The organism is Spiroplasma endosymbiont of Sarcophaga variegata (assembly GCF_965178695.1).
Taxonomy (GTDB): domain Bacteria; phylum Bacillota_I; class Bacilli_A; order Mycoplasmatales; family Mycoplasmataceae; genus Spiroplasma; species Spiroplasma poulsonii.
In genome coordinates this window covers 339,726-366,692 of sequence record NZ_CBCXVU010000002.1, presented here as the reverse complement: position 1 = coordinate 366,692, position 26,967 = coordinate 339,726, and the positions used below count along the sequence as shown (strand labels likewise).

General features: G+C 28.7%; 31 protein-coding genes and 1 other RNA gene. 23 read left to right on the top strand and 9 right to left on the bottom strand.

Annotated elements, in window-relative coordinates:
• The first annotated feature begins 77 nt into the window (after positions 1-77).
• On the top strand, positions 78-1,454 hold the full coding sequence (eno, locus tag ACOBME_RS03540; protein ID WP_338964022.1) for a phosphopyruvate hydratase: 1,377 nt from the start codon (positions 78-80) through the stop codon (positions 1,452-1,454).
• 94 nt (positions 1,455-1,548) lie between these two features.
• Positions 1,549-1,758: a hypothetical protein gene (locus ACOBME_RS03535; protein WP_419334305.1), complete on the top strand. Its 210-nt coding sequence runs from the start codon at positions 1,549-1,551 to the stop codon at positions 1,756-1,758.
• A gap of 324 nt (positions 1,759-2,082) precedes the next feature.
• On the opposite strand, the gene ACOBME_RS03530 is transcribed toward ACOBME_RS03535, so the two are convergent.
• Positions 2,083-3,045 (bottom strand): transposase, encoded by a 963-nt coding sequence (locus tag ACOBME_RS03530; protein WP_419334303.1) that lies wholly within the window; start codon positions 3,043-3,045, stop codon positions 2,083-2,085.
• Between the two features lie 328 nt (positions 3,046-3,373).
• On the opposite strand from ACOBME_RS03530, the gene ACOBME_RS03525 reads away from it, so the two are divergent.
• Positions 3,374-3,928, top strand: a complete 555-nt coding sequence (locus tag ACOBME_RS03525) for a protein NO VEIN domain-containing protein (protein ID WP_419334301.1) — start codon at positions 3,374-3,376, stop codon at positions 3,926-3,928.
• Between the two features lie 42 nt (positions 3,929-3,970).
• On the opposite strand, the gene glpK is transcribed toward ACOBME_RS03525, so the two are convergent.
• From glpK to ACOBME_RS03505, 4 genes are all read right to left on the bottom strand, one after another.
• Positions 3,971-5,482, bottom strand: a complete 1,512-nt coding sequence (glpK, locus tag ACOBME_RS03520) for a glycerol kinase GlpK (protein ID WP_419334298.1) — start codon at positions 5,480-5,482, stop codon at positions 3,971-3,973.
• 18 nt (positions 5,483-5,500) lie between these two features.
• Positions 5,501-6,679: a type 2 glycerol-3-phosphate oxidase gene (gene glpO / locus ACOBME_RS03515; RefSeq protein WP_338964013.1), complete on the bottom strand. Its 1,179-nt coding sequence runs from the start codon at positions 6,677-6,679 to the stop codon at positions 5,501-5,503.
• A gap of 31 nt (positions 6,680-6,710) precedes the next feature.
• Positions 6,711-7,460 (bottom strand): MIP/aquaporin family protein, encoded by a 750-nt coding sequence (locus tag ACOBME_RS03510; protein WP_338964011.1) that lies wholly within the window; start codon positions 7,458-7,460, stop codon positions 6,711-6,713.
• A gap of 138 nt (positions 7,461-7,598) precedes the next feature.
• Positions 7,599-7,901 carry a hypothetical protein gene (locus ACOBME_RS03505; protein ID WP_338964010.1) on the bottom strand — a complete coding sequence of 101 codons (303 nt, stop codon included), beginning with the start codon at positions 7,899-7,901 and terminating at the stop codon, positions 7,599-7,601.
• A gap of 180 nt (positions 7,902-8,081) precedes the next feature.
• On the opposite strand from ACOBME_RS03505, the gene hpt reads away from it, so the two are divergent.
• The gene (hpt, locus tag ACOBME_RS03500; protein ID WP_338964008.1) at positions 8,082-8,672 is read left to right on the top strand and encodes a hypoxanthine phosphoribosyltransferase; all 591 of its coding nucleotides are present in this window, start codon (positions 8,082-8,084) and stop codon (positions 8,670-8,672) included.
• Positions 8,673-8,715: 43 nt separating this feature from the next.
• Positions 8,716-9,366, top strand: coding sequence for an ECF transporter S component (locus tag ACOBME_RS03495; protein WP_338964006.1), 651 nt, complete (start codon positions 8,716-8,718; stop codon positions 9,364-9,366).
• 32 nt (positions 9,367-9,398) lie between these two features.
• Here ACOBME_RS03495 and ACOBME_RS03490 read toward each other — a convergent pair whose 3' ends face one another.
• Positions 9,399-10,445: a TSUP family transporter gene (locus ACOBME_RS03490; RefSeq protein ID WP_338964004.1), complete on the bottom strand. Its 1,047-nt coding sequence runs from the start codon at positions 10,443-10,445 to the stop codon at positions 9,399-9,401.
• A 294-nt stretch (positions 10,446-10,739) separates the two neighbouring features.
• On the opposite strand from ACOBME_RS03490, the gene ACOBME_RS03485 reads away from it, so the two are divergent.
• The 10 genes from ACOBME_RS03485 to ACOBME_RS03440 all read left to right on the top strand — a co-directional run bounded on the left by ACOBME_RS03485 (position 10,740) and on the right by ACOBME_RS03440 (position 16,843).
• Entirely contained in the window at positions 10,740-10,916 is a 177-nt protein-coding gene (locus tag ACOBME_RS03485) for a hypothetical protein (RefSeq protein WP_338964002.1), read from the top strand.
• 49 nt (positions 10,917-10,965) lie between these two features.
• Entirely contained in the window at positions 10,966-11,652 is a 687-nt protein-coding gene (locus ACOBME_RS03480; RefSeq protein ID WP_338964000.1) for an SGNH/GDSL hydrolase family protein, read from the top strand.
• A gap of 37 nt (positions 11,653-11,689) precedes the next feature.
• Positions 11,690-12,265, top strand: coding sequence for a dephospho-CoA kinase (gene coaE, locus ACOBME_RS03475; RefSeq protein ID WP_419334291.1), 576 nt, complete (start codon positions 11,690-11,692; stop codon positions 12,263-12,265).
• A complete protein-coding gene (locus tag ACOBME_RS03470; protein ID WP_338963997.1) occupies positions 12,265-12,984 on the top strand; it encodes an RsmE family RNA methyltransferase in 720 nt (239 codons plus the stop codon). The genes coaE and ACOBME_RS03470 overlap by 1 nt, the downstream gene beginning before the upstream one ends.
• Positions 12,985-12,996: 12 nt before the next feature.
• Positions 12,997-13,572, top strand: a complete 576-nt coding sequence (locus ACOBME_RS03465; RefSeq protein WP_338963995.1) for a hypothetical protein — start codon at positions 12,997-12,999, stop codon at positions 13,570-13,572.
• Positions 13,573-13,616: 44 nt separating this feature from the next.
• Positions 13,617-14,276, top strand: a complete 660-nt coding sequence (locus ACOBME_RS03460) for a hypothetical protein (protein ID WP_338963993.1) — start codon at positions 13,617-13,619, stop codon at positions 14,274-14,276.
• 53 nt (positions 14,277-14,329) lie between these two features.
• Positions 14,330-15,325, top strand: coding sequence for a Gfo/Idh/MocA family protein (locus ACOBME_RS03455; RefSeq protein ID WP_338963990.1), 996 nt, complete (start codon positions 14,330-14,332; stop codon positions 15,323-15,325).
• Positions 15,312-15,974 carry a deoxyribose-phosphate aldolase gene (gene deoC, locus ACOBME_RS03450; RefSeq protein ID WP_338963988.1) on the top strand — a complete coding sequence of 221 codons (663 nt, stop codon included), beginning with the start codon at positions 15,312-15,314 and terminating at the stop codon, positions 15,972-15,974. Before ACOBME_RS03455 ends, deoC begins: the two co-directional genes overlap by 14 nt.
• Positions 15,975-16,003: 29 nt before the next feature.
• Positions 16,004-16,126, top strand: a complete 123-nt coding sequence (locus ACOBME_RS03445) for a hypothetical protein (protein ID WP_338963986.1) — start codon at positions 16,004-16,006, stop codon at positions 16,124-16,126.
• 72 nt (positions 16,127-16,198) lie between these two features.
• The gene (locus ACOBME_RS03440; RefSeq protein ID WP_419334285.1) at positions 16,199-16,843 is read left to right on the top strand and encodes an aldose epimerase family protein; all 645 of its coding nucleotides are present in this window, start codon (positions 16,199-16,201) and stop codon (positions 16,841-16,843) included.
• Positions 16,844-17,356: 513 nt separating this feature from the next.
• On the opposite strand, the gene ACOBME_RS03435 is transcribed toward ACOBME_RS03440, so the two are convergent.
• Positions 17,357-18,160 carry a Pr6Pr family membrane protein gene (locus tag ACOBME_RS03435; RefSeq protein WP_419334282.1) on the bottom strand — a complete coding sequence of 268 codons (804 nt, stop codon included), beginning with the start codon at positions 18,158-18,160 and terminating at the stop codon, positions 17,357-17,359.
• A 229-nt stretch (positions 18,161-18,389) separates the two neighbouring features.
• Between ACOBME_RS03435 and ACOBME_RS03430 the strand changes: the two genes are divergently transcribed.
• Positions 18,390-18,662 carry an HU family DNA-binding protein gene (locus ACOBME_RS03430; protein ID WP_419334280.1) on the top strand — a complete coding sequence of 91 codons (273 nt, stop codon included), beginning with the start codon at positions 18,390-18,392 and terminating at the stop codon, positions 18,660-18,662.
• A 27-nt stretch (positions 18,663-18,689) separates the two neighbouring features.
• Positions 18,690-19,250: a DnaD family protein gene (locus ACOBME_RS03425; protein ID WP_338963978.1), complete on the top strand. Its 561-nt coding sequence runs from the start codon at positions 18,690-18,692 to the stop codon at positions 19,248-19,250.
• On the opposite strand, the gene ACOBME_RS03420 is transcribed toward ACOBME_RS03425, so the two are convergent.
• The gene (locus tag ACOBME_RS03420; RefSeq protein ID WP_338963976.1) at positions 19,225-19,734 is read right to left on the bottom strand and encodes a Holliday junction resolvase RecU; all 510 of its coding nucleotides are present in this window, start codon (positions 19,732-19,734) and stop codon (positions 19,225-19,227) included. The two genes, ACOBME_RS03425 and ACOBME_RS03420, sit on opposite strands and share 26 nt — an antisense overlap.
• Before the next feature lie 69 nt (positions 19,735-19,803).
• Between ACOBME_RS03420 and ACOBME_RS03415 the strand changes: the two genes are divergently transcribed.
• The 5 genes from ACOBME_RS03415 to ACOBME_RS03395 all read left to right on the top strand — a co-directional run bounded on the left by ACOBME_RS03415 (position 19,804) and on the right by ACOBME_RS03395 (position 24,720).
• The gene (locus ACOBME_RS03415; RefSeq protein ID WP_040093836.1) at positions 19,804-20,130 is read left to right on the top strand and encodes a DivIVA domain-containing protein; all 327 of its coding nucleotides are present in this window, start codon (positions 19,804-19,806) and stop codon (positions 20,128-20,130) included.
• 68 nt (positions 20,131-20,198) lie between these two features.
• Positions 20,199-20,568: RNase P RNA component class B (gene rnpB, locus ACOBME_RS03410), an RNA gene on the top strand.
• Positions 20,569-20,717: 149 nt separating this feature from the next.
• Entirely contained in the window at positions 20,718-21,644 is a 927-nt protein-coding gene (locus ACOBME_RS03405; protein WP_338963972.1) for a hypothetical protein, read from the top strand.
• Between the two features lie 98 nt (positions 21,645-21,742).
• A complete protein-coding gene (locus ACOBME_RS03400; protein ID WP_338963969.1) occupies positions 21,743-23,650 on the top strand; it encodes an ABC transporter ATP-binding protein in 1,908 nt (635 codons plus the stop codon).
• Positions 23,651-23,772: 122 nt separating this feature from the next.
• Entirely contained in the window at positions 23,773-24,720 is a 948-nt protein-coding gene (locus ACOBME_RS03395) for an alpha/beta fold hydrolase (protein ID WP_338963967.1), read from the top strand.
• A 342-nt stretch (positions 24,721-25,062) separates the two neighbouring features.
• On the opposite strand, the gene ACOBME_RS03390 is transcribed toward ACOBME_RS03395, so the two are convergent.
• Positions 25,063-26,025: an IS1/IS1595 family N-terminal zinc-binding domain-containing protein gene (locus tag ACOBME_RS03390; protein ID WP_338963247.1), complete on the bottom strand. Its 963-nt coding sequence runs from the start codon at positions 26,023-26,025 to the stop codon at positions 25,063-25,065.
• A gap of 667 nt (positions 26,026-26,692) precedes the next feature.
• On the opposite strand from ACOBME_RS03390, the gene ACOBME_RS03385 reads away from it, so the two are divergent.
• The gene (locus tag ACOBME_RS03385) at positions 26,693-26,887 is read left to right on the top strand and encodes a hypothetical protein (RefSeq protein WP_419334275.1); all 195 of its coding nucleotides are present in this window, start codon (positions 26,693-26,695) and stop codon (positions 26,885-26,887) included.
• The last annotated feature ends 80 nt before the right edge of the window (positions 26,888-26,967 follow it).

Here is a 26,967-nt window from a genome sequence, read left to right as displayed (position 1 = left end):
TTTCATTGTAATTTATTTACTATTGCTAGAACAAATAATATAATAATCTCATAGACTTAGAAGGAGAGTACAAAATTATGTCAAAAATTGAGAAAATTTATGCTCGTGAAGTAATTGATTCACGAGGTAATCCAACGGTTCAAGTTGAAGTTTGAACAGAATTTGGTGGATATGGTTCAGCGATGGTGCCATCAGGAGCTTCAACGGGAAGCCGTGAAGCACTAGAATTAAGAGATGGTGATAAAGGACGTTACCAGGGGAAAGGTGTCTTAAAAGCTGTTAATAATGTGAATACAAAAATTGCTGAAGAACTTGTTGGTATGGAAGCAACTGATCAAGTTGCAATTGATAAAGCCATGATTGCTTTAGATGGAACAGATTTTAAAAAGAATTTAGGGGCTAACGCTATGTTAGGAGTTTCAATGGCGGTTGCTAAAGCAGCTGCTTGTGAATTAGAAATACCATTATATAAATATCTAGGTGGAGTTAATGCTAAAAAACTACCAGTACCAATGTTAAACATTATTAATGGTGGAGAACATGCTGATAGTGCAATTGATTTCCAAGAATTTATGATTATGCCTGTTGGAGCACCAAGTTTTAAAGAAGCGCTACGATGATCATCAGAAATTTTCCATACGTTAAAAAAAATCTTACATGATAAAGGAGATATTACTGCGGTTGGCGATGAAGGGGGCTTTGCACCACACTTTAATTGAGCTTATAAAGATCAATCATTAGCATCATTCCAAGCAAGAACACCAGCTGAAGTTGCCTTAGACTTAATTGTTGATGCAATTAAAGCAGCCGGATATAAACCAGGCGAAGATGGAGTTATGATTGCAATGGATTGTGCTTCATCAGAATTGTATTTTGAAGATAAAAAATACCACTTTAAGAAAATTGAAAAAGTAACTGGTAAAGAATATGCAATGACAACAGAAGAATTAATTAAATATATTGATAAATTAGTTGACACATATCCAATTATTTCCGTTGAAGATGGTTTAGCAGAAGCGGACTGAGCTGGATTTGAATTACAAGTTAAAACAATGGGACACAAAATCCAAATTGTAGGAGATGATTTATTTGTTACAAATCCAAAAATTACAGCGGAAGGAATTGCTAATGAAGCTGCTAACTCAGTTTTAATTAAATTAAACCAAATTGGAACAGTTACTGAAACAATTGATACAATTCAATTGGCCCAAAAAGCTGGATGAACAGCAGTTGTTTCACACCGTTCGGGAGAAACAGAAGATTCAACAATTGCTGATTTAGCAGTAGCTTTAAATGCTGGACAAATTAAAACGGGAAGTATGTCACGAAGTGACCGTATTGCAAAATATAATCGTTTATTAGCAATTGAAGATGAATTAGGACCTGTTGCTGAATATGATGGAATTAAAACATTCTATAATTTAAAAAAACATGTTTTACATTTAAAAAAATAGTTATTTTAATTAGCAAATTAAATTGTATAAGGCACCATTATGTGCCTTTTTGTTTGAAAATGTTAATATATTTACAAGTAAAGGAGTATACACTGTGGATAAATTTATTGAAATAGGTTGTTTACTTAAAACTACATGAGGGGTAGAGTATTATACGAAAATAGAAGATTATTCATCAGATAATCAAAAAAAATTGAAGAAAGCTTTTTCATTAATGAAAGAAATAAAGTATAATATTTTAATTGATTTTGATCTAGATTTAAGTGAATATAGGCTAAGTATTCTCAAGAAAGTGGTCGTTTAGCTAAAACTCCTTGAATAGGCATTAAAAAAGATAAAGCTTCAGCAAAATGATTTTCAGATTCTAATTGTTTTGCAACTGCATTAATTTTTACTCCAGAACTTAATGGTATTTTTATTTGTATTTGTTGTAGTGCCGCAAATATGATTAATAGTAAAAAAATAGTGAAGAAAAAAAGTATTATTTTTAAAACATTAATTGAATATAATCAAAAATTCAAAGAAAAGCTTTAATTTTGTCGAAAACTCTTGATGAAATAAAAAAAATCATCAATATGACAATTTGAAAACTAATTTTGTGTAAGATTATGATTTTGCTTTAAATTTTTTAAACGTTAAAATATAATACCGTTGATTGTTGGTTTGGTGTTAAACCTTTGTGTTGGTATTTTCATTTTCAGAGCTTTAAATAATTTTGAATATTAGTGAAACCCAAACCATGATAATGAATTAAGGCTTCTTTAAGACTGGATTGTAATTTACTAATCTTATTTAACTTTTGATAACTAGTATCAGGGTTTGTACTAGTTTTGGTGGAATATAGAGTAGAATTTGTTTGTTTTGCTACTAATAAATATAGTGGTTGCATATCAGAAATAATTATTGATTTTTCTTTAATTAGTTGCTTATTCATATTTTCAATAATCCATTGTTTTTGTAATCTTTTGGTATTGGTGGATTGAACAAAAATATTATTATTGCTATCAACTGCCATTTGAATAAAGCATTTGGTATCAGTTGAAAATGGATCGAGATGAGTTTTTCGTTTATCAAATTTATCTTTAAAATTGCCTTTATGAATTTCTTTAATAAATGTTTCATCCATTTGGATTTGACCATTTAATTTTTTAAATTTTAACTGTGTATTTTCTAATTGTTTTGATTGCATTAATTTTTGTCGATTATATCAAGCGGTTTTTGGGGTTGTTTTAATAAAACGAGAAATTATTTTACTAGATTGTCCTAACAATGAAATTTGAATTAATAAATTTCACTGTTCATAATTTAAATGACTTCAATAAGTAAAATGATGACGAAATGCATCAAAACTAGCACGACATTTTTTACATAAATATTTTTGTTTTCCTTCGGAATTATGACCATTTTTAACACAATGAAAAGATTTGCAATTAGGACATATAATGCCTTTATCTCTAAATTTTTGATCAATTTCATTTAAACGTTTTTGTTTTTTAATTAAGTCTGCTTGTTGTTTTATTTTTTCATAAAATTCTAAAAATTGATCATCTGTTAAGCTATTTATTAATTCTGTAATTATTTTTTTCATCATTTATTTACCTCCATATATTAAAAATATACCTAATTTTAGGTATATTTTATAAATATCAAGAGTTTTCGACAAAATTAAAGAAGAAAAGTTAGAAAAAGAATTTAATTTTAAATATAATAATGTGTTACCCCCAAATCCAGAAAAATTATTAATTCCTTCAAATCCAAATAAATCTTCTAGGGGTAATTTATATTTATATTCTTCATTTGTATATAAATGACTGTCATTTGATGAAATAAATGAAGATATACTTTTTAACGAGCTAAATTTATTATTTGAAATTTACGATAAAATTACTGAAAACATTAATATGTCCTCTTATTATAATATGTTAGAAAAAATTGATTTAATAGATAATATTTCTGATAACTTATTAGATGGAATCATTAAAAAAGTTGATAAGGTTAAGAGTTATAATTTTAATGAAAGAAAATTAATTCCAATTAAAGGGAAAACAGAAAAAAATAATAAAAAAAACATAATTTCTAGAGTTCAAATGCAAGAAGCATTAACTAAAAAAACAAAAATAGGAAACAAAGCAGAGGAAGTTGTTAGAGATTATGAAAAACATTATTTAATAGAAAATAATAAAAATAATTTAGCTGCAAAAGTAAAAATTTTAGATATTGATGATGCTGGATATGATGTTGATAGTTTTTATTTAAATGGAGATTCAAAGAAAATTGAAGTTAAAGGAACTTCTGGAACACAAAACAAAATTTATATATCTAGTAATGAGTTAAATGCTGTTATTAATGATGATGTTTTATTATACTTTGTTAAAAAAGTTAACACTGAGGAGCCAGAAATATTTCATGTTGAATTAAACACAGATACTGAATACAATCCAATTGCTTATGAAATAAGATTGGAATATAAATAAAAAAATGCTATAAATAGCATTTTTTTATTTGACAACACTTTTTTATTCAATATCTTTTAGTCAATTTAATGTTCGATTGACAGCAACCTTTCAACCTTTTAACAGTTTTTGGACAATTGCTTGATCTAATTTAGCATAATATGTTTTATCAACATTTAAAATTTGTTTAATTTCATCACGGGATGTTCAGAAATCAACAGCTAAACCAGCTAAAAAGGCTGCTCCCATTGCCGTTGTTTCAATACTTTTTGGGCGAATTACTTCCACTTGGGTAATATCCGCTTGGAATTGCATTAAATATTCATTACGGCTAGCACCACCGTCAACTTTAATTCTTTTAATTGGTTTTTTTAAGTCCTCAGCCATTGCCATAATAACATCATAAGACTGATAAGCTAATGATTCTAAGGTTGCTTTTACTAAGTTTTCACGTTTTGTTCTGCGTTCTAATCCAAAGATTGCTCCGCGTGAATAAGAATCCCAGTATGGTGACCCTAACCCTGTAAAGGAAGGAACAACATACACTCGTTGGTCATCTTTAACAAGATTTGTGTATCAATCCGTTTCACTAGCATGATAAATGATCTTAATTTGATCGCGCAATCATTGGACAGCTGCTCCCGCCACAAAAACCGAACCTTCTAAGGCATAAGTTATTGTTCCTTTATAATCAAGAGCAATTGTTGTTAATAAACCATTATTTGATTTAATTGGAGTTTGACCGGTGTTCATTAAAATAAAACATCCAGTTCCATAAGTATTTTTAACTTCACCCGGTTCTAAACAAAGCTGTCCAAACAAGGCTGCTTGTTGATCACCAATGGCACTAGCAATTGGAATTTGAACGTCGGTTTCTTTGCTTAATAATCCCGGAAAAGTATGACCATAAACTTCTGAAGAGGATTTTACTGTTGGTAAAATGCTCTTTGGAATATCCATTAAGGTCAATAATTCATCATCTCACTCTTTCGTATGAATATTAAATAACATTGTTCGACTGGCATTAGTTGAATCAGTAATGTGTGTTTTACCATCCGTTAAACGATAAATTAATCAAGTATCAATTGTTCCAAAAAGTAAGTTATTATCCTTTGCTAATTGGCGGGCTCCTTCAACATTATCTAAAATCCATTTTATTTTTGTCGCAGAAAAATAAGGGTTAATAATTAAACCAGTTTTTGTTTGGACTAATTCACTTTTTCCTTGGGTAATTAATTCATCACAATATTTGGTAGTACGACGGTCTTGTCAGACAATAGCATTATAAATCGGTAAACCAGAGCGTTTATTTCACATTACTACTGTTTCACGTTGGTTAGTAATTCCGATTCCGACAATATCTTCTGGTTTAATTTTTGCTTTATTAACTGATTGCACTAATGTTGTTCGTTGTGAGTTTCAAATCTCAACTGCGTCATGTTCAACTCAACCAGCTTTTGGGAAAATCTGACTAAATTCTAGCGCATCACTTGCGACAATTTCACCTTTGTGATTAATTACAAGAGTGCGACAACTTGTTGTTCCTTCATCTAAACTTATAATATATTTTGGCATTATAAACGTTTCCTTTCGTTAAATTGTTGGAATAATTTCAGTTTGGATAGGATCAAAATGCGGGTTTGTGATTAATTCACAGCCAGCGGCCGTTAGTAAATGGCAAATATATTTGGTAATTGCAGGGGCACTACTTAACCCGGGAGATTTTGTTCCAGCAACATTGATAAATCTTGGATTATCATGGGCTGGTTTTAAATAAAAATCTTTGGAAAGGGGTTCAATTGGGCGTGATCCCGCAAAAGTTTGACATGTTTTTTCCATTTTAAGGTTTGGAATAATTTTAGTTCCAATTTGACCAATTTTTTCATACATTGCTGGTGTAACAAGACGGGTTTCTGCTTTTGGAATATTGTCTTCCGCGGTTGGGCCAACTAAGAGATGACCATCTAACGTTGGCGCAACAATAACACCTTTACCATGAATTGTTGGCACCATAAAAATAATATTTTTTACTAAATTACCCTCACTTTTTTCTAAAACACGATATTCACCACGTTTTGTAACTAATTCGTAATCGGGATAACCAGCTTTTGCGGCAAGGATATCACAATAGTGGCCAGCAGCATTAATTAAGTATTTTGCAAAATAAGTAACTTTTTGTTCTTGATGTAAGGTTGTAATTTCAAAGTGGTTCTGATCAGCATGATACTTAATATTTGTTACCATGTGATCTAACTTTAAATGTTGCTTATTTTTAATACTATTTGAAAAAAGACTTTGGGTTAAGACCACGGGGTCAACAACATACGAAGAAGTACATAACAATGCTCCTTGAACATCAGGACTTAGGTTTGGTTCTAAAGCATGGACTTCTGCTTGGTTAATAAGACGTAAATGTTTTGGATCAACATTGTTTGTAATTCCCCGTTCATATAGCATTTCTAAGTGTTTTTGTTCTCCATCATTAAAAGCAATCACAAGTGAATTAACTTGTTGATAGGGAATTGTTAGTTCTTTAAAAATCGTTTGATAAAGGTGATGTCCCTCTATATTTAATTTTGCGGTTAATTTTCCTGGTGTTGGGTCAAAACCACCATGAATAACACCAGAATTTCCAGCGGAAGTTTCCATTGCTACTTTTTTATTTTTTTCAATTGTAATGGTTGTTAATTGATAGCGGCTTAATTCACGGCTAATTGCCGCACCAATAACGCCACCACCAATAATACAAACATCATAAGTGGATTTTTTCATGATATTTATAATATCCTTTCTATTAAATTGCTTAAAATAGTAAGAAGATTCCGCCAGTAGCAAGACCAGCACATGTTGGTGCTACAACTGGAATTCAACTATAACTTCAATCTGAGTTGCCTTTATTTTTTAATGGTAAAACAAAATGAACAATTCTTGGAATTAAGTCTCGAACAGGGTTAATGGCATAACCAGTTGTTCCTCCTAATGAGATTCCAATTCCAAAAACTGTTAAACCAACAAATAGTGGCCCCAATGTCCCTAAACTAAATGTTTCATATTTACCAATTGTTAAAATTGCGGCAACTAATACAAATGTTCCAATAAATTCAGCAAAAAAGTTAAAGAAGGCAGGACGATAAGTTGGTCCTGTTGCATGCATCGCAAGAATAAAATCGGGATTATCACTAACAGTATCTTTAATATGTTTTCAATAAAAGATATCTACAATAATTTGGCCAATTAAAGCCCCAGCAACTTGCCCTAATAATAAGGCTGGTAGTAAGAATCACCCGTTATTAATAAATCAAGTTTGTTGAACAACCATTGCAAATGTTACTGCTGGATTTAAATGAGCAACTCCCTTTAGAGCGCTACTAGCCATTGCTCCAACTAGCACCGCAAAACCTCAGCCGGCAGTAATTGCAAAAAAACCTTGTCCATTTCCTTTTGTATTTTTTAATAAAATGTTAGCAACGACACCATTTCCTAAAATAATTAAAAGCATTGTGCCGAACATTTCTAAACCAAAATGTTGAAAAAATAATTGGGTATTTGCCATGTTTATTTTCCTTTCTTATTTGTAAAGTATGATGTTTCATTCAGATTTTATTATGTTTTAAGCTAATAATAAATTCCCCCTTTCTAGAATAATTTAAATAAAATAATTATGAATAAAGTGCTAATAATTTTTAGCAAATTACTGAAAAGTAATTAATTTTTGGTAATATTTGGTAAAACACGATTCAATTTCGGTAACGATTAAAGAAGCTTTTTTCTTTCATAAATCATAATTTTCTAAGTTATATAAGATTGTTGTTAAAATATGGATTAAATCAATTTTAACATAAGTTTTATTTTTGTTAGTATCTTTTGCAATAGCAAGGCGATATCCTTCCCGTGTAAAGGAAAAATATGCGGCAAATTTTAATTGGCTTAATCTTAAATGCATACGAATGTTTTCTAAGCAATTAATAATCCTGTGATAAATTTCAATTTTCATTTTAGAATTCTCCTGTTAAGTTTGCTACTACCTTTATTTTAACCAAGTTTTTTATAAAACTTTTTAAAAACAAAAAAAAATCACTTGTATTATAAATAATGATTTTTTAAAACTAAGAACCTTTTAATTGGGGCTTGATTATAATATAATTAACTTATTAATATTAAGTGAGGCAAAAAAATGAAATTACATCCACTCGTCAAAGAAGTTTTAATTACCGCAGAAGAAATTGAACAAAAATGCTTAGAATTAGGGCAAGAAATTAGTAGTTATTATCTTAATGAATATCCGGTTCAAGATAATACCATTTTGTGTTTGGGATTACTAAAAGGTTGTATTCCTTTTATGGCAAAATTTATTCCCCATTTAGTTGGGGTCGAATGTGAGACGGAATATACGGTTGTTTCATCATATTTTGGTGGGGTAAAAAGTAATGGTGTTCCACAAATTTTATTAGATTTACCAATTCCGGTCACAAATCGTGATGTTTTATTAGTCGAAGATATTATAGATAGTGGTAAAACAGTTAAAATGATTAAAGAATATTTATATTTAAAAGGTGCTCGTAGCGTTAAAGTTGTTACTTTATTGGATAAAAAAGCGGGACGCGAAGTAGATTTAGTTGCTGATTGATATGGTTTTGACGTTCCGGACGCTTTCTTAATTGTTTTTGGGTTAGACTATGAAGAACGTTTACGAAACTTACCATATATTATTGCGATTGCTGATACAGCAAAGTTAAAAACATGACAATGAGGAACAAAAAAATAATGAAACAATAATAGTAAGTGTGAAATTATTATTGGAGGCACAAATGAAAAAAATTACAACAAGAATGATTACAATTAATAGTATTATTATTGCTATTTTTTTACTGTTTGCATTAGTTCCTTCATTAGGATATATTGCGGTTGGTCCAGTTAATCTAACTTTAATGCATATTTTATTTTTAATTGGAATGTATGCGTTATATGTCACAATGAATCTAAATTTAATTTGAGCAGGTTTAATTTATGGTCTTGTTTTTGGCCTGTCTTCGTTAGTTCAAACACTTATTTCCCCAGGGATTACAAGTTTTATTTTTATTAACCCCTTATTTTCCGTTGTTCCCCGTGTTTTAATGGGACTTTGTGTCGGGGTTTTGGCTTATTTTTTAACAAAGATTTCTGATAACATTGAAACAAAAATTTATGCAAATCAAATTACTGAATTAACATGATATCAACGACATTATTTAAAAATTTATAATGTTATTATTGCCTTTACAACAGCAACTTTAAATACTATTTTTGTTTTAGTTTTTATGTATTTTATTGGACCATTAATTTATACTAATCCTGATCAACAAGCTATTTTTCGAACTTTTACTTGACTTATTTTAGCAACAAATTACTTACCTGAGATGGCTTTAGCAGTTGCGATTTTCCCACCTGTTGCTTATGCTTTACGAAAACTTTATTTATAATTTGAATTTGTATAAAAGAACATTTATCTTATTTATGGTTTAGCTAAAACTTTTCGATGTTGTTGATAATAATTATAAAACATCATTGCTGCTGTATATCAAATTACTACAATAATAATTCAGTTTAACACATTAATAAAATTAGTTTTATCTAGTCCTAATCCATTTTGAATTCCGATAAAGACAATTAAATAAGAGGCAATAACCACAAAACTACCACCCAAGATAAAACTAGTGGCAATCTTAATATCGTAATTTTGATATTTAATAAAACGAAAGGCCCCGATGGGCATTAAAAAGGCTGCTGATCCCATCATAATTGGGAAGGCACATAATAAACTTAAGCCCATTAAATATGTTACCGCCATTGCTGGCGCATAAATTCCGACCCCTAATGATTGTAGAATTCCTAATATAAAAAAGATCATAGATCCTAAGAGATATTTTCACCACACTTCTAACGAATCACTTGTTCTAGCGGATGGCATAACATGAACTTCTTTTTGACCTAATAAAATAATGATTGAAATAATAATTAGAGCAACTCCTAGTAAAATTTGAGTTCATCCTAATTTAATCTTATTAGCTAAAAAAGCGCCAATATAAGCACCAATAGCAGCTGATGGAATTAATAATACTAGTGTTATTCATTCGACTTTTACTAAAGAAATAAAAATAATTGCTTGTAAACAAGTAGGAATAGCATGACCAACATTTAATGTTCCTAGTAATTGTTTATCGTTTTTAACTTGCTTTGTTAATTTTAATAAAACAATGCTAATGGCAAAAGAACCAATCCCAATTGTGTCACAAAAATCTGCAATAAAACCAATTAATCCTAATTTTCAAAATTTTTGTTTAGTATTATACTGAAATTCACCGGTATCATCTTTTGCAAAGTTCCGATAACTATTTTGTAAATAAACCACGGCAAAAATTCCAACAATAATTAATAAAATATTATTAATAACAATTGCAATGACTGTTGGCTTTCAAATATTTGTAAAATATAACGATAATAACAGAATTACCATTACAATTGGAATACTAATAAAACTTCAAAAAAAGATTTTTTTCACAACCCAATAAATGCTCCTTTACTAAAATTGCAAATTCTAACTTAAAAAAACAATTTGTATTGTATTCTTGTTTAGAACATTATAAAATTAATAATAGTAAGAAAGAAGCGAGAAATAGTGAAACAACCGGCAGGACTTATTTTTATAAAGGTAATTTTATTTCTTTTGTTGTCACCACTGTTATATTTTTGATATCTTTTATTATGACCATTGGGTTATTTTTTAGCTCGGTTCCACACCACAGACGAATTTTCTGAACAACTAGAAAAGAATACTACTGAGTGAGTAAATATTATGGTTGTAATGTTATTATGAATTTTTTGTTCTATTATTATTGCATTGTTATTTTTAATTTATACATTAGTACAATATTTGCGAGTTTATCAAGATTTAAATAATGCTTTACGTAGTTTATTTGGTTTAGTATGAATTATTTCCTTTTTTCAAAAAGTTTTAAAAATTAAAGCATAATTAGTTATAAGTAAGATAAAATAATCGTATAGAGGAGAGAGTGGTTTCAATGAAGAAAAAAATTGCAATTTTAGGAGATTCATTAACATTTGGTTATTTACCAATGGGAATTGGTAAGATGCCAGAAGCGGATAATTGACCGGCAAAATTAGCAAATTTATTAACTCAACATTATCAAACAACAGAAATTGAAATTCAAACTAATGCACAACCAGGACGAACAATTATTAAACCATTAATTGATTTTGGGTTTCCACAAGATAATGGGATGTATAGTTTATTAGCATTGTACCAAAAAGCGAGTCCGTTTGATTTGTTTATCGTTTTTTTAGGAACAAACGATTATTTTGGTTATGATGCGTATGCAAAGTTAAAAGAAATCGCAGACTATCCAATTGAAGAAAAAATCGTTACTTCATTAGGACAATTAATTAATCAAATGAAAAATTTTCATCGTGATAATCATGAAGAAATTAATTATAAAATATTAGTTGTTTGTCCACCAAAAGCATTAACAATGCATAATGGTGAATTATTAACTTCATTACCAAGTGCTTATCAAAAATATTTTGCTAATTTAACAATTCTTGTTGTTAATTTACAACTAACTGCTAATCCACATATAGAAGATCAAACAACATATGATGGAATTCACTATACGCCATCTGAAACTTCAGCGGTAGCACAAGCCATTTTTGATGTTATTATTAATGACAATTTATTAGCAGTAAATTAATGTATTTTGTAAAACATTGTGAAAGGAATAAATAAGAATGATTCTTGGTGTTTATGGTTATATTGGTACGGGTAAAACTAGTGCTTGTGAATATCTGCAAAATAAATATCATTTAACTTATTTAAAAGCTGATCAAATTGCCAAAGAAATTATGCAGGAAAAAACTACTTTAATATTTTTAAACAAAACTTTTCCCGGGGTTGTTAAAGATAGCTTTTTAGATCGCCCTTCTTTACGAACAATTATTTTTACTAATCAAACAGCTAATACAAAGTTAAATAGTTATTTGTGACCAAAAGTAAGAGACAAGATATTAACAATAATTAATAATAATCCGGCGCAAGATTTTTTAATTGAAGCGGTGGGACTTAATATCTTACCTTTAACTTTTAGAGCTAAGATTTTGATTACAGCTAGGGAAAAAACAGTTTTAGCACGAATTGCCGCTCGTGATCAACAATCAGCACCGCAAACAAAACAATTATTAAAAATTCAGAAGGCTTTATTTAAAGATATTAAACCAGACTATCAAGTTAAAACCACTGCATCATTACAATTTTTATATAATCAATTAGATGAAATAATGAGAGAAATATTAGGAGATAAACAGTAATGCATCGTTTTTTTGCAATAACATTAGAACATGATTATTTTGTTTTAACAGCTGATGATGTTAAACAAATTAAACAAGTTTTACGCTTAAAAGATAATGAACAAATCATTTGTATTTATAATGCTGAACATTATTTAACAACAATTGAAGTTGTTCCACCACAAAATTATTTATTTAACTTAACAAAAAAATTAAAACAAAATCACGAAAGTCCAATTAAGATTCGTTTAATTGCTGGTTTAATTCGCAATACAAAATGAGATTATTTATTGCAAAAAGCTACTGAATTAGGAGTTAATGAAATCATTCCCTTTCAGTTTAAACGTTGTGTGGTACAATTAAAAGGTGAAAATAACATTAAAAAAATTGAGCGTTGAACAAAAATTTGTAAAGAAGCTAGTGAACAATCATATCGAAATCAAATCCCTTTAATAAGTGATGTTGAGAGTGATTTAAAAGTTTTACAAAAATATCAGAGTGATGTGAACCTTGTTTGTTATGAAAAAGTGGGGCAAAATTCACAACTAAAGGATTTTTTACACCAAGACTTTACAACAGTTACTATTGTAATTGGACCAGAAGGTGGCTTTACGGCAGAAGAAATTACGGTTTTAACAGCGAATGGTTATAATCTAGTTTCACTAGGACAACGTATTTTGCGAGCAGAAACAGCACCGTTAGCTATTTTAGCAATGATTATGTATGAAAAAGAGTTATAGGAGAAAATAAGAATGACAAAAGTAGTATCGATTAAAGCACTAGTTAGTGTTGCAAATGTAATATTATATACTGCTTTAGTATTAATTTTTTTAATTCTAGGATTACAAAAATGAAATATTGCGGCAGTAACAGGATATAAAATTGGTTATGTCTTAATTGGCTTTGCGACTATTATTTTTATTATTTATCATTTAGTTCGAATTAATGAATTGAAAAAAACCCCATTCCAATTATTACGTAAGCATATTATTTTTATGCAAGTTTTTTATATTGGTCAATATTTAATTTTTGTTATTAGTTTATTTTTTTTAATTTTAGCTAATTCCAAAGTTTTAAATCCAACGCAAATTTGTATTTTTTGATATGTTTGGTTTCCAACTGTTTTTGTTGGAACAATTGCTTTTTCTGTTTTAGAGTCAATTGTTCGTGTTGAAGAACGAATTTTTATTGTAAAGAAAAATTGGCAGGACTCTGAGTTATGAGAAAAAGAACAACAAGAAGGTGATGATAAGCTAACATTAGAAAAAAAAGATTCCACAAAAAAAACACAAAATCCTTTTTTTGATGATGATAAAAATAGTAATTAGTTTATAATTAGTGCAAAGGATAATTAATAAAGGAGTATGAAGAAATGAAGAAATTTTTAGTTTTACTAACCAGTATTTCATTAACAACAGTCGTTAGTGCAAATGTTATTGCATGTTTACCTCAACCAAAAGATGACGGGAATAATGCTATTGGTGATAAATTAGATTTAAGTTTATTTGCTTTTGATAAAATAGGTAATAAATTTAATTTGAAAAAAGATAATGTCATCGAAAATAATCAAGTTGATTTAAAAACAGGAATAACAAAAGGAATTCAAGACCTTGCGTCAATTTATTTACCTTGAAATAAAGTTGACGTGACAGTTTCAGCTATTACACCAAAACCAACTTTTAAACAAGTATATGTTAAAATGCAAGCAAAAGATGGGGCAAAATCAATTAAAGGTTCAGTAATGTGAGGAAATGCCGAAGCAAAACCACCAACATATGTTGATCTTCGTCCTAGTTTAAAAGATTGACAACCAGAAGGACAACGAACATTAACTGTTAGCGCAGAAGGTGAATTAGAAGCAGCAGCTTTTACAGCGTTAGGGGGAGCCGCTCTATGCAAAACCACTTTAACAGAACTTGGTTTAAGAGGGAGATATGATCAAGCAAGTAATTCTTATACTGTTTCAGCTGATGGTACAACAAGTGATTTCTTTGCAACAAGTGATCTTATTTTTAATGCAGTTATTAAGTAAATAATACTACCAACCACTTAACAAAAATGAAAGGTGAATAGTGAGGTTCTTTTATGTTAAAGATTGGAACAATTGGAACTGGGAATATTGTTAGTGAATTTATTGAAGCTTGTCGGGAAGTAACGGGAGTTGAAGTTAGTTGTCTTTACTCGCGTAGTTTAGAAAAAGCGAAAATTTTTGCGTTAAAAAATAATTTATCAGTGCGAATAGTTGATAATTTTGAAGATATGCTTAATCATATTGATATTATTTATATTGCTTCCCCAAATGGGTTACATTATCAACAAGCAAAATATTTTTTACAGCAGCAAAAATATGTTTTAATTGAAAAACCAGCAACTTTTTTAGCGCAAGAGTTAATTGAATTAAGAGAGGTAGCGATTATTAATAATGTTTTTTTAATGGAAGCTTTTAAACCAATCCATTTGCCAGCATATCAGGTTTTACAAGAAAACGTTAATCGAATGCATCCTTTTTTATCAACATTTCATTGTAACCAATATTCAAGTCGGATGAAAGAAGTTTTATTAGATGATTATAATTCTGTTTTTGATGAAACCTTAGGGAAGGGTTCGTTATATGATATGTTAATTTATCCAGTTGAACTAGCGGTGGCATTGTTTGGCCCAGTGAAAGATGTTAAGGCAATGAGTCATAAGTTAAAAAACGGTGTTGATATTAACAACGTTGTTCTCTTACGTCATCATAGTAATATTTTAACAAATATTGTTTGTTCAAAAGCAGCGGTTGGGATTAGTGCTAGTGAAATTTTAAGTTATGATGCAACAATTAATTTTACTAATTTAACAAAATTAGAAACAATTAGCGTATATAACCGTTTAACAAATAAAACAACGATGTTTCCCTTACCAGCTGAACATCAGAATAAAATGTATTATGAATTACAACATTTTGTGAATATAATAAATACAGGGAACTATTCTGAAATGCAACGCTTATTAGATTATTCTATTGCTGCAATTCGCATTTTAGAGGCAGTACAAGTTAACGAAGAACAACAGGGAGAACTATTAAATGAAATTAAATAAATATATTGATCATACTTTATTAAAACCAGATGCTACAACGACGGATATTAAGCAGTTATGTCTTGAAGCAAAACAATATGATTTTGCTGCAGTTTGTATTAATCCAAGATATGTATTATTAGCTAATGAATTATTGCAAGATAGCAATGTTAATGTTTGTGTTGTTGTTGTCTTTCCATTAGGAGCAAATACCACAGCAACAAAAGTAACAGAAATTACTAATGCTTTACAAGATGGTGCCAATGAAATTGACATGGTAATGAATATTAGTCAGTTTAAATCAAATAATTATGATCTAGTAGCAGCTGATATGATGGCATGTAAAAAAGCGGCCGGAACAGCTGTTGTTAAAGTTATTTTAGAAACATGTTTATTATCAGACGCAGAAATTATTAAAGCATGTCAATTAGCTGAACAATCAGGGGTTGATTTTGTTAAAACGTCAACTGGTTTTAGTAAATCAGGAGCAACAACAGCGAATGTCAAGTTAATGAAAGAAACAGTTGGTGATCGTTTGCAATTTAAAGCAGCCGGGGGCGTTCGTAGTAAAGCTGATGTTTTAGCAATGATTGCGGCGGGAGCAACTAGAATTGGAACTAGTGGTGGTGTTGCTATTATGCAAGATAAAACACACTTAACGGGCCATTAATTAAAACAAATAGAAAAGTGGGAAGAAGAATGTACATTTTAAAAAATGAAAACTTAACAGCACAGATTAGTAAAAATCCTTTTGAATTAGTTTCATTAAAAAAAGATGGCAAAGAATATGTTTATCAACAGGATAGCACTTGAAAAAAATAATGACCAATTTGTTTTCCAATTACAGGAAAATTAATTAATGACCAATATCGCCTGGATGATAAAACATATCATATGACAGGGAATGTTTTTTTCCTTGCTATTACTGACTGAAAAGTTGTTACACAGACAACGGAGCTGTTAGTTGTTGAGTATGTTGCAGCAAAAACTTTTTATGACCAATATCCGTTTACCTTTAAACTAGAAGTAACATATCAATTAGTAGGAGCTGAGCTAATTAATAAGGTTAAAATTACTAATCTTGATTCAAAACCATTACCTTATAATTTTGGGTGGCATCCAGCGTTTATTTGTGATGATCATTTAGGAAAAATTATTTTTGATCAACCTCAAATAGTTACGCATATTCCTGGCGGTGCTTTTTTAGGAACAACAATGACAACAGAAGTTAAAAATGAAATTGGATTAGATGAGTATGATTTTGCGACAGGGCAATGTTACGCTTTATTAAATCAAACAACTGAACAAGCATTAATTGTTGATCCAATCCGAGTTATCCGCTTAACAACAAAGGGTTATCCTAATGTTTTGGATTGAAAATGTCAAAATGATGCAAAATATATTTGTGTTGAACCATGAGATGGTCATCAAGATGATGTTAATTATGCAACAACACCATTTGATCAAAAACTATGAATTAATCATCTTGCTCCACAAGCAACAAAAGAATATTTATTACAAGTTGAATTAAAAAAATAAAACCTCTTAATTTCTTAAGAGGTTTTAATCAATTAAATGAATATTATTTTAAAGGTTACAATAACCAAGCAGGGGGGCTTGCTTGATGCCTAAAGAAAATATTAGGTAGGAAAATATGATCAGTAGATTTTTTATTGTAAAAAGTTTTTTACTTTTAATACGATACTTTATAATATTCAGCAGCATAATATTTATTATAAAGTATTAACCATTTTTTCTTCATTCTTGTAGCATCGTTAGAATGAATCGGTGTCACATTATTATTTAATAAATATTTTAGGATTTAGAGTTTAATATTTTAAAGTAATAAAAGGTAACAAGAATACATTCAGTTTTGTTTTGTAAGCAGTTATTCATAATTAATTTTAAATAATAATGTTCTGATCACCACCTCTATTATCTCGCAAAAAGGTAAAAAATCATTTTCTTTTTTAGAAGGTTTCAGAATTATCAAATAATTATATTGGTTAAATTTAGAAAATTATTTTCATTTTGCAAAAAATAAGAACCATCTTATGATGGTTCTTTTGTGATACTTATTTTTTGCAAAGTTTGGTAAAATTTTGTTTTAATGATTTTATTATTACAGTAATTATATAAATACATACTACCAATTAAAATTCCTAAAATTGCGATAAAAGCAATAATAAATCACACATATCCTTGCAAACCAAAAAAGGTTCCGTGGACATTTAAAAAGAAATATGGATATCAACGATTTTCAATTACACCGGGTGTACTTCCTGGTCAAGTAAAATGATCACCAGAAAGACGACGTAATTCACCTCTAATCATTGCATAAGCACAATATCCTAGTAAAACAAGGACATATTTTCAAAAGTTTGTGCGAAAAAATTGTTTTAACTTAATTTCTTGCTTATTTTCCATAAAAAATAGAACATAAACAACAAACGCAATTGGATTGGTCATATGATCAATAACGGTTGTAATTCAGCCTAAAGCACCACCTGGTAGGGGCTGTGTTGGTAGTAGTAAACAATTATATATAATAAAAGTAATGGTAATATAACAAGCTGCAGCTAGGGCAACTGGATATGATTGAATTTTATTTTTATTTTCTTGATGATGGCGAATTCCACTAATTAAGAATCAGAATAAGATTCCTAAGTTTGATAAACAAGTAAAAGTTGTAAAAAAATCTAATGTATATACTGTGTAATCACCATGGTAACGGTTAATAATATCATTTTGATTGAGAATCCCATTGACAAATGCTCATGTTAAGATGGCAATTCCAACTATTGCAAAAAATAGTTTATAAATTTGCTTTCAAATTAATTTTATTTTTAAAGTCATTTATAACTATTTCTCCTTGATTCTTGGTTGATTTGTAGTAATTATAATAATCCTGCAATTACTACCATAATATTTTAGCATTAATTAATTTAAAAGATAGATAAACTAATAAAAATGATATGGGTCTGGCAAAAATAATGTTTTTTTTGAAAAAGGTATACATTTGAAATAAAATTGGGTAAGATAATATAAACCTAAATTATAAGGTTTAATTAGAAGAGGTGTAATGATGTCAAAAAAAGAACTAGCAGAGTTAATTGCGGGACAATTTAATTTATCAAAATCTCAAGCGGGAGAAATTGTCGACTTTGCTTTTGATAGAATTAAAGAAACTTTAGTCAAGGGAAATGAGGTTGCAATTGCCGGATTTGGGAAATTTTCTGTATCAGCAAGAGCAGCAAGAGAAGGAAGAAATCCAGCTACTGGTGAAACAATTAAAATTCCAGCTTCTAAAGCAGCTAAATTCAAAGCAGCTAAACAATTAAAAGATGCATTAAACTAATCAACAGTTAGTTAAGAATTTATTGTAATGTTAAATAATTTATTTAACAAGGGCAGTATTAATAAGTGGCGATTTTTGTTGAGCCATTACAAATTAATAAATTTGTCAGAAGAACAGTTAGTGTTAATCATGTTGATTATGAACTTTTCTTCTTCTTATAAAAGGTTCATCACTCCGTTAGAAATTGCTAATCACTCCAATTTTACGGAAACAAAAGCAAAAAGCATGTTAGATCAATTAAAACAAGAAGGTTTTATTGATATTAAGATGAAAAAAGATGTTTTAGAAATGGATCTATCACCAATTTTCAACAAAATTATTATCGCAATCGAAAATTTAGAGTTAAATGTTGAAAAAAAGATTTTGTTTGACCAAGTCAATCAAATTTTACAAAACCCTTTAACTGAACACGAAAAAGCCACTTTAAATACTTACTTAGAGAATAAAATTTCTGATTTTCAATTAACCCTAATTATCACTAATCATCAAGAAACAAAAATGACGTTTAAAGAACTTATTAAGTTTATTGATAATTATCTTAAAAATAAACCAAAATCATTAACTAAGTACAATTGATTAATTGATTAAGAACTGGTTTAAAGTCAAGAAAATTAGGAAGGGTCAGAAAAAGTTCATAGCCATTTTCTTCAAAAAAAGAAACTGGGATTTGTTTTGTTGGCATTAGTTTTATTCATTCTGTTAATTTCTGATATGATAGGATAAAATAACGATCATAATGATGAAAATAAATAATAATAAAACTAATGCCATGATGTTTTTTAACTAAAGCTAATTGTTTTAACTGATGTGCTTTAATATTGTTTAAGTTGAATTTTTGCTGATTGGTTTCTTTTGCTTCAAATTCGATATAATGGCCTTGATAAAGACCATAATAATCACAACCAGTTTTTTCTTTAAAATAACCTTTTATGATTATGTGTTGATCTTTTTCCAACGGAATAATATTGACTGCTCGTTTAAAAAAGAGGCCAATATTATGGTCAAAATATTTTTGAATAGTATAATTAAGTAAAGATTCTAAAAACATTCCACGATTATTGGGTAGGTGCATACTTGTTTCCTCCTTCAATAATATAATTAACAAAAAAGGACACTTGTTCCTTGCAAAAGAGGTGTTAAAATGAAAACAATTAAATTGCGAGCAGTTGATATCATTAATAAAGAATTTCAGGTTGATTATCAAGGCTATGATCCGAATGAAGTTGATATGTTTTTGGATATGATTGCCACTGATTATCGTGTTTTTGAAGGCATTACTAATGATTTCAATAAAGAAATTAAATATTTGCGTCAGCAAATAAATGATTTGCAAGATAAGAATGATGTTTTAAGAGCCCAACTTGATGAAACAAAAGCCCAAAAAGCACGGTTAGAAGAAGAAGGTTTTTCAAAAGCTGATCTAATAAAACGAATCCATAATTTAGAAGGTAAGATAAAAAATGACTAAATTTTAACAAATGGTTATTAGTAAAATTAACACTTTATTTTTATATATAGTATAATTATTATGAGTTATAACAGAACTAGTTGCTATTAACAACAGTTAATAGAGGAAACTCCACGCTCGCACAATCTGCGATGATTGTAGTGTTTGTGCTAATTTAATTCATAAGAATTAGGCATAAGGGATCCTTATGACGGCTGAAAAAAATCCTAAGTTATTATTAATATGGAATTTTTTCTATAAAAGTGCCACAGAAACGAGTTTTTAAAGAAATTTAAAAAATGGAACGGGTAAACCCCACAAGCGAGAAACCTAAATTTTGGTAAGGGAACTTCTTTTTTTCAAAACAGAAGAAAATAAGAAGATTAATTTTAAAAAATTGATAGATAAATAACTAGTATTTTATTTTATAAAATAAAAAACAGAACGTGGGTTATGATGTTATGACTTTGCAAATAAAAATAGAGCCATCTATTTTTATTTTTTCTTTATTAAAATAAATTATAATTTATTTTGTTAAAAATTTATTGTGGACTTGACTTTTTAAAAAGATAAATTATAATTTTTATAAATAAGAAAGGAAAAAAATAATGAAAAAAAATAGTAACAATGATTTAACTGTGAAAAATGATAGGATTTGGGTTCGAATTAAATCATCATTATTTCACAAAGAATTATATAATCAAAGGTCGGTTACCTTTAAAATTACTGCTGCGGCAATCTTTTTAGCTGTCGCTGTTGGTTTAAGTTTATTAGAAATTTTTAATATTCCAACGCCATGAGGAGCAACCTTTGGTTTACGCTTTTTTGACACATTAGTGATTATTTATTCAATCTCAATTGTTGGGTTAGGGTTTGCGTTATTGGAGGGAATAGCTTTACCTTGGATTCATAATCTAATTGATGGTCACCACACTTGGATTGAAATGGCATTCTTTATGATTTCTAACATTCTAGTTGTTCTTATCACATGGTTTATCTATTATATCTTGTTTAATGCTTACTATAAAGTAGAAGTTCCAGAAGATATTGAAGATCATACAATTCATGAGTATCATCATGTTAAAAAGGCTCATGATCACCATCATAAAATTATTAGTATTGCTTGAACAAAGAAGATTTTAGCATTTGTAATTATTGTGCCATTGTGTGCTTTAGTTGAAACGTTATCATTTCTAATTGTTGCAAAAATTCTAGTAAATACTGGCCATTCTCATTTAGAAGAAGAACATGTTCATATGATTAACCACGGGATTAATATGTTATCCCCCGCAGTTAGTACACAAAACGAAATTATTAATTGACCAGATAGTGTTAGTGTTGCTCACGCTGGTCATGACCATGATCACGACAATAATGGGATGGCGTCTATTTTCGAATCATGACAACATACTTTAATCTTTATTGGAATTTTCTTTGGAATCTTTACCGCAAAGTATATTGTTAATGCTACATTGTTTTTATTATTAGAACGACGAACAAGACAGTTGGTTGATCGATATGGAATATATGTCTAAAAAACTTTTTTAAAACATTAAAAAAGTTTTATTTTTTGTTATAATATACAGATAAGAGAGTTTATTGATAAAACTTATTTGGAATAAGAGGTGAGTTTATGGGGAAAATTAAAGAGTTAATTGATATTAATAAGATTGAAAAAGACTTGGAGTATAACGAATTAAACCATAAAAATCAGACTCGTAAGCAACAAACGCCATTAGAAATGATGAAGGAAATTAAAGCACCGCGAATCGGTTTTTTTAAGTTGGTTGCAATTTATTATCGTGACTATTTATGACGATCATTTACAATTTTATTTACTTTAGTTTTAAGTTCAACGTCAATTGTAACAATTACCCTTTTAATAAATAAGTTAATGACCCAAATTTTATTTGAATTTGGAAATGATCCGGGGGCAGTATCAACTGGTTTAGACTGATGAATTTGATTAATTATCATTGGTGTTGTCTTAGTAATCGGGGTTGTCACAACAAATATTCGTGAACGTGTTGGGGGAATGTTGGGACGGAATATTGAAATTGATGTTCGAAATGCCGTTCTAAATAACTTAGTTGATTTAAACATTGGTTATTATTCTGATAAAAAAATTGGAGAAACAATGACAAAATTAATTAATGATACGCAAATTATTGGGGATGAATCACAATTAACGCCAGCTAACTTAATTAGTATTCCAATTATCTTTATTGGAAGTGCAATCGTATTGTTAAATATTGATTGAAAATTAGCGTTAATTTGTTTAGGGGCAACCGCTTTATTTATGACAGCAGTTGCTGTAACATTCCGTTCACAATCATCAGAAACAGAAAATGTTCGTGCTAAAATTACTGACGTTAATGGTGATGTGACTGATCGAATTGCTTCAATTGCTTTAATTAAAGCGACAGGAACAGAAGAATATGAACGTGTTCGTTTTGAACAAATTCATAAGGAATACTATCGTATTAATCGTCGTTTAAATCGTATTCAAGCGCGAATGACAACAATTATTATTCTTTGTGCATTAAGTTTAACTGTTATTGTTGTCTTATCAAGTATTATTTTATATGGTAATAAAGGGTCAGAAAGTACTAACCACATTATGAAAGTTTTACCAGCTTTTATTACAGGAGTTAATACATTAGCCTTCCCAATTTGAACATTAACTGGATTAGTACCAGGATTAGCGCGGGCAACAGCATCAACAAAAAGAATTATTCAATTAATTCGTGTTGATACAACAATTGAACCAAACCGTGACGCGCCAAATGTTAATGAAATCACTGGTGATATTGTTTTAAAAGATATTGTTTTTGAGTATCCAGAAAAACCGGGGGTTGTTATTTTACCAAAAACAACTTTAAAATTTGAAAAAGGAAAAAGTTATGCTTTTGTTGGCGAAACTGGAAGTGGAAAATCAACAATTTCAAAATTATTGTTACGCTTTTATGATCCAACAAGCGGAGAAGTTATTATTAATAATACTAATTTAAAAGATTTAAATTTAGCAAGTTACTTAACACATGTTGGTTATGTTGAACAAGAGCCAAAAATTTTATTTGGGGATGTTATTTATAATGTTCGTTATGGAATGTTTAATGCGACCGAAGAAGAAGTTATTGCAGCTTGTAAAAAAGCTAACTTACATGATTTAGTAATGGGCTGAAAAGATGGTTATAACACCATTTTAGGTGAACGTGGCTCTATGTTATCAGGAGGACAAAAACAACGGTTAGTTATTGCCCGAATGATTTTAAAAAATCCGCAAATCTTAATTTTAGATGAAGCAACAAGTGCGTTAGATAATATTGTTGAAAAAGAAATCCAAGCCGAATTAGAAAAAATTATGGTTGGTAAAACAACAATTTCAATTGCGCACCGATTAAGCACAATTAAAAATGTTGATGAAATTTTTGTCTTAGGAAAAGGGCAAGGAATTATTCAGAATGGAAAATATGATGAATTAGTTTCAATTGATGGTCCGTTCCGTGATCTTCATCGTGCCGGAAACCAAGGGCGGTAAAAAAGTGTTAAATGACACTTTTTCTTTTTGTTTAGTTAACAGGATTATTATTTTTAAATAAAGTGCTTTTAATAACAACTTGAAAATGGTAAAATATAGCAAATTTATTTTTAATTAGAAGGGTGATAAAGCATATTAAATTTAAAGAGTGAAAGCAACAATTACGTGATGGTTCAGAATTACAAATGTATGAATGAAAACCAGTAAACGACAAAGATATTAAAGGCGTTGTGCAATTAGTCCATAGGAGTGCGGAACATTCTTTACTTTATGAAGATTTTGCAAAATTTTTAGTTGCTAATAATTATGTTGTTGTTGCCGAAGATCATCGCGGCCATGGGAAAACAGCGACTTGTTCTGAAGATTTAGGATTTTTTGCAGAAAAAGAAGGCTGAGAAAAAATTATTGATGATTTATATGAAGTAACAACTTATATTAAACATTGTTATCCTAATACGCCAATTGTGATGTTTGGTCACTCAATGGGATCATTTATGGTTCGCCATTATGCGATTAAATATGGAACAAATATTGCTGCTTTAGTTATTTGTGGAACAGCGCATTATCCAAAACGATTATTAAAATTTTCAGTTAAAATGGCTAGAATTGGTCAAAAACTTAAGGGACCAAAGTCAAAAGATAATTTTATTTATAAATTTTCTTATGCGCCACTAAATGTTCGTTATAAAGATGAAGGGGTCTTAGGAACAGAATGATTATCAACAGATAGAACCGTGCAAGAGGCATTTGCAAATGATCCGCTAACAGGTCAAGTTTTTTCAACGAGTGCTTTTAAAGATATGTTTACGGGATTATTATTTATCACTAATAAAAAAAATATTAAGTTAACACCAAATACTTTACCGTTGTTATTTATTGCTGGACAAGATGACCCGGTTGGCAAATATGGGAAGACAGTATTAAAAACCGTTGAATTGTATAAAAAAGCCGGTAAAAAAGTTAAAGTGAAATTATATCCAAATGCTCGTCATGAAATTTTAAATGAACCAATTAAACAAGAAATTTATCAAGATATTTTAAATTTTTACAATAAGAGTCTTTCTCGATAGTTGAAAGTCTAATTTTTATAAAAAAACAAAGAGTACCCACTTGTTTTTTTTGCTTTAATATATTCAATAAGCAACAACGGACTATTTAAAATTTGTGAGGAGAAAAAAATGAATTTACAAAATGGAATTTCAAATTTTAATATCCCAAGCTCAATTCATTTTTTCTTTAATTCCTCATTGGAACGTGTTACAATATTTTTTCTGGCAAGTATTATTTTATTTTATACAATCTTAAAAGTTGTCTTTAATTTTGTCGAAAACTCTTGATGAAATAAAAAAAATCATCAATATGACAATTTGAAAACTAATTTTGTGTAAGATTATGATTTTGCTTTAAATTTTTTAAACGTTAAAATATAATACCGTTGATTGTTGGTTTGGTGTTAAACCTTTGTGTTGGTATTTTCATTTTCAGAGCTTTAAATAATTTTGAATATTAGTGAAACCCAAACCATGATAATGAATTAAGGCTTCTTTAAGACTGGATTGTAATTTACTAATCTTATTTAACTTTTGATAACTAGTATCAGGGTTTGTACTAGTTTTGGTGGAATATAGAGTAGAATTTGTTTGTTTTGCTACTAATAAATATAGTGGTTGCATATCAGAAATAATTATTGATTTTTCTTTAATTAGTTGCTTATTCATATTTTCAATAATCCATTGTTTTTGTAATCTTTTGGTATTGGTGGATTGAACAAAAATATTATTATTGCTATCAACTGCCATTTGAATACAGCATTTGGTATCAGTTGAAAATGGATCGAGATGAGTTTTTCGTTTATCAAATTTATCTTTAAAATTGCCTTTATGAATTTCTTTAATAAATGTTTCATCCATTTGGATTTGACCATTTAATTTTTTAAATTTTAACTGTGTATTTTCTAATTGTTTTGATTGCATTAATTTTTGTCGATTATATCAAGCGGTTTTTGGGGTTGTTTTAATAAAACGAGAAATTATTTTACTAGATTGTCCTAACAATGAAATTTGAATTAATAAATTTCACTGTTCATAATTTAAATGACTTCAATAAGTAAAATGATGACGAAATGCATCAAAACTAGCACGACATTTTTTACATAAATATTTTTGTTTTCCTTCGGAATTATGACCATTTTTAACACAATGAAAAGATTTGCAATTAGGACATATAATGCCTTTATCTCTAAATTTTTGATCAATTTCATTTAAACGTTTTTGTTTTTTAATTAAGTCTGCTTGTTGTTTTATTTTTTCATAAAATTCTAAAAATTGATCATCTGTTAAGCTATTTATTAATTCTGTAATTATTTTTTTCATCATTTATTTACCTCTATATATTAAAAATATACCTAATTTTAGGTATATTTTATAAATATCAAGAGTTTTCGACAAAATTAAAGAAAGTTGTTACTTATTTTTTTAGAATTTATGCAATTAAATTAAGATTAGGAGTACAAGCAACAAAATATTTTTTTAATGTAATCTTAATTGTTACTGAATTTATTATGACAATAATTTTACAAATGGTTTTTATAAAAATTTATGCTCTCGGTAATTATATTACTACTTATGCTGTGATTGAGACAGTGTTAGTTCTTCAATTTATGATTGGAATTATTATTTTAATGAACAAACAATTTTTAAATTATATTTTTAAATTAATGATGTTAATCTTTACTTCATTGTTATTTTCATTTTTAATGGGAAAACAATTATTGCTTTGACTTGATAAAATTCATAATCATCAAATCTTAGTTCTATGGTTAACATGAAGTATTTTAACTGGTTTTATTGTTGCAATTTTTTACTTATTTGATCTAAAAACAAAATTTGTACATAAGTTTGCTTTTCATTTGCTAATCTTTTTAATTACAATTAGTAATTTTGAAAGCCGACCAAATGATTTACGAGTTTTAAGACATTCGTTACTTTTAAAAATTTTATTAAAACTAATTAAAATTCTATGCTTACTATATTTGTTTTTTTGATGAAAACAGTCAAAAAAACAATGCAAAATTTATGAGAAATTACTGATAATAATGAAATCGAATTGGTTGAACTTTCATTATTATTAAATGCCCTTCATTTTTTTAATATTAGTCAAAAAAATGGTTTAGAAAGCTTACCAAATAAATTCTTAAAAAATGAAATTAATGGCTGAATGGGGTCGTTGCAAGAATAAAATAATGCTTAGATTAACTAATTCAATGGCTTATAAAAAACAATTTATTAACAAAGACAACTTATCAATAAAAAAGAAAA